3 protein-coding genes and 1 pseudogene are annotated in these 3,088 nt (G+C 75.1%); 2 read left to right on the forward strand and 2 right to left on the reverse strand.

Features of this window, described 5'->3' with window-relative positions:
* Positions 1-208 precede the first annotated feature (208 nt).
* Positions 209-552, reverse strand: a pseudogene (locus tag HYE82_RS38760) (GyrI-like domain-containing protein); the annotation flags it as partial.
* 410 nt (positions 553-962) lie between these two features.
* Here HYE82_RS38760 and HYE82_RS35380 point away from each other — a divergent pair.
* Positions 963-1,616, forward strand: a complete 654-nt coding sequence (locus HYE82_RS35380; protein WP_256988156.1) for a DUF998 domain-containing protein — start codon at positions 963-965, stop codon at positions 1,614-1,616.
* Positions 1,613-2,599, forward strand: coding sequence for an alpha/beta fold hydrolase (locus HYE82_RS35385; RefSeq protein ID WP_179178329.1), 987 nt, complete (start codon positions 1,613-1,615; stop codon positions 2,597-2,599). The genes HYE82_RS35380 and HYE82_RS35385 overlap by 4 nt, the downstream gene beginning before the upstream one ends.
* Here HYE82_RS35385 and HYE82_RS35390 read toward each other — a convergent pair.
* Positions 2,584-3,003: a CBS domain-containing protein gene (locus HYE82_RS35390; RefSeq protein WP_179178330.1), complete on the reverse strand. Its 420-nt coding sequence runs from the start codon at positions 3,001-3,003 to the stop codon at positions 2,584-2,586. The genes HYE82_RS35385 and HYE82_RS35390 overlap by 16 nt on opposite strands.
* Between the last annotated feature and the right edge of the window lie 85 nt (positions 3,004-3,088).

Genomic DNA, 3,088 nt, shown 5'->3' on the forward strand with positions numbered 1-3,088 from the left:
CCCGTACCCCGGCCGGAGGCGTACTCATGCGGCGCGGACGTCCTCGTCTGATCGAAGCAGGCGGTCTGATGATCAGACAGCCTGCCATGCTGCTCAGGCGTGGCCAAAGGCTTTCGGTCCTGCCCCCTGTCGCTGCCCGCTGCCGCCCCTGGCAGGTGGCAGGGCCGGTCGGCTCCGTGGCGTCCGGCTCCGTGGCGTCCCGTAAGACCGCAGTCCGCTCCACGGGAATCCACAGCTCGGTCCGCACGTCCGCCCCCTCCACCGACGGCGGGGCGCGCAGGATCTCCGGCCCGGGCCGGAGCGCGTACGGGTTGGAGGGGAACCACTGGTTGTAGACGTCCCGCCACAGGGACTGCAGGGCTGCGGGAAAGGCCCGGTGTTCGCGAAGACGGCCCAGGTGCCGGCCGGGACGATCCGGACGTCCAGGTCCTGCGGTATCTCCGCGGCCCCGGCGCCGGTCACCACCGCGAGGTGGTAGTCCGGTTCGACGCCCTCCTCGCGGCTGTCGCCCAGGTGCTCGGTCACCGAGACGATGCCGGCCGGCTCCTGGTCCGGCCGGCCGGGACCCGGCATTCCGTGCCCGCTTCGGTGGGGCGGTCGAGGCGTGAGCGGTGTGGTCCCCCGCACTCGGGGGGCGGCCGAGGCAACGCAAGCGGCCGGGGCCACGTCATTCAGGGCGTGGGACCGACTCGGATGGCCCAGGCGGCCGCAGGGCGGCCCGCGGGGGCTGTGCGCGAAACGGGGCGCGCCCATGCCCCGGGAAACCCTACCCCGGGCGGGTATCCGAGCGGAGGGCCGGTTCGGCCGTGTTAAGGATGATGGGGAACATGACCGCAAAAGCCGCGAAGGTGACCGAAAAGGGGCTGCGCGAGGGGAAACCGGGAGACCGAATAGGCAGCCGCGGGGCCCCCGGGAGCCCCGGAGGTGCCAGGCGGTCCAGGGGGCCACAGGTCATCGCCGTGCTGATCGGCCTCGCCGCCACCGCCTACACGGCGTGGGTCATGGAGGTCGTACTCTCCACGGGCCTGAACCCCATCCAGACCTACGTCAGCGAACTCGCCGCCCAGGACCAGCCGCTCGGCGGCCTCTTCCGGGCCACCGACTTCACCGCGGGGCTGCTCGCCTTCACCGGCGGCCTGCTGGCCCTGGTCCGGCTCCGGTGGCACCACGACACCCGCCGCCGCTGGTCCGTGGCCGGCTGGGCCGGGGTCACCCTGTTCGGCGCCGCCACCGCCGCGGACGCCTGGCTGCCGCTGAGCTGCACCCCCACCGTCGACCCGGAGTGCGCCGCGCTGGAGACCGCCAAGCTGGTTCCGGCCACCCACCAGGCCCATGCCGTGAGCAGCAGCCTCGCCATGACCGGCGCCCTCCTCGGCATCGTCGCCCTGACCGTCGCCGCCCGCCGCTACGGCCGCTTCGCGCCCCTCGCCGAGTACGGGCCCACCCTGGTCGTCCTGGAGCTCCTCGCCACCGCCTGGACCCTGATCTCCATTTCCCTCTTCACCGCCGGGCACGGCACGTGGGCGCTGGGGGCCGGGCAGCGGATGCAGGTGCTGCTCGTGGCGCTCTGGCTGGGCCTGCTGGCGTACTCCGTGTACGAGGAGCGCCGTACATGACGCTCCAGGGTGCCTCGGGTGCCTCGGGTGCCTCGGGTGCCTCGGGTGCCTCGGGTGCCTCGGGTGCCCCGAGTGCCTCCGGTGCCCCGGCCGCCCCGCCGACCCCGGCCTTCGTGCGCTCGGAGGACGGAGTTCCGCTGCACGTGGTGGTGGAGGGGAGCGGTCCGCCGGTCGTTCTGAGCGCGGGGCTCGCCATGGCCTGGTTCGACTGGGAGCCGGTCGCGGCGCTGCTCGTCGCCGCCGGCCGGACCGTGATCCGGTTCGACCGGCCCGGGCACGGCCTGAGCGGCCCCGCCGCCGACCCGCCGACCGCCGCCGGGGAAGCCCGCCGGATCGCCGGGCTGCTGGACGCGCTGGGCCTGGGCGGGGTCCGGGTCACCGTGGCCGGGCATTCCATCGCCGCCTTCCACGCGGAAGCCTTCGCCCGCCTGTACCCGCAGCGCGCCGCCGCCCTGGTCCTCGTCGACGGCAGTGTGGAGGAGCAGCCCCACGCGGTCCTGCCTGCCGGGCTGCGTACCGGCGCGGCCCGCGCGCTGGGCCGTGCCCTGACGGCCGCCGGCATCCCGGCCCTGCTGGGGCCCGCGGCCCGGCGGGCCGCCGTACGCCTGTCCCGGACCGGCGGCGCCGACCCGGCCCCGCGGGACCTCGTACGCCGCTGCTACCGCACCGGCCGGGTGTGGCGCGGGATCCTGCTGGAGAACGCGCGCTATCCCGACACGGCCGCCGAGGTCCTCGCGCTGCGCTCCCGCCGCCCGCTGACCGTTCCCGCCACGGTCCTCGCCGGGTACGACGGCACCGGCTCGGCCGCGGCACTGCACTGGCTGGACCGCCAGCGGGGCCTGGCGGCCGCCCTCGGCGCCCGCTTCGAGACCGCCGCCCCCTCGGGGCACCTGGTCATGCTGGACCGCCCGGCCCAGACGGCCCGAGCGGTCCTGAGCGCCGCCGCCGGCTCCGGGGCGGCGCCACCTCAGCGGCGGGCGTAGACCCTCTCCACGAATTCCGCGAGCTGTGTCTCCGGGAGGTGCTGGGCCAGGTCGGCTTCGCTGATCATGCCGACGAGGCGCTTGTTCTCGATGACCGGGAGCCGCCTGATCTGGTGGGACTCCATCTCGTCCAGCACGGCGGAGACGTCCGCGTCGGCAGCGATCCAGCGCGGGGTGCCCTCGCACAGGTCGCCGCAGGTGACCTTCGCCGGGTTGTGGCCCTTGGCCACGCACTTCACGACGATGTCGCGGTCGGTGATGATGCCGCACATCCGTTCGTCGGCGTCGCTGACGGGCAGCGCGCCCACGCCGAGCCGGCCCATGAGCTCGGCGGCCCGGTCCAGGGTCTCCGTGGCGGGGATCCACTGGGCTCCGGGGTGCATGATGTCTGCCGCGGTGGTCATAGGGGAACCTCCTGAGCATGCCGTTGCGGCGGCCGGCGCGGTCGCGCCCGCCTCGGCGCCCCGGGGAGGCCGGTCGGGGGAGGGC

This window comes from Streptomyces sp. BR123, assembly GCF_013401435.1.
Classification (GTDB): Bacteria; Actinomycetota; Actinomycetes; order Streptomycetales; family Streptomycetaceae; genus Streptomyces.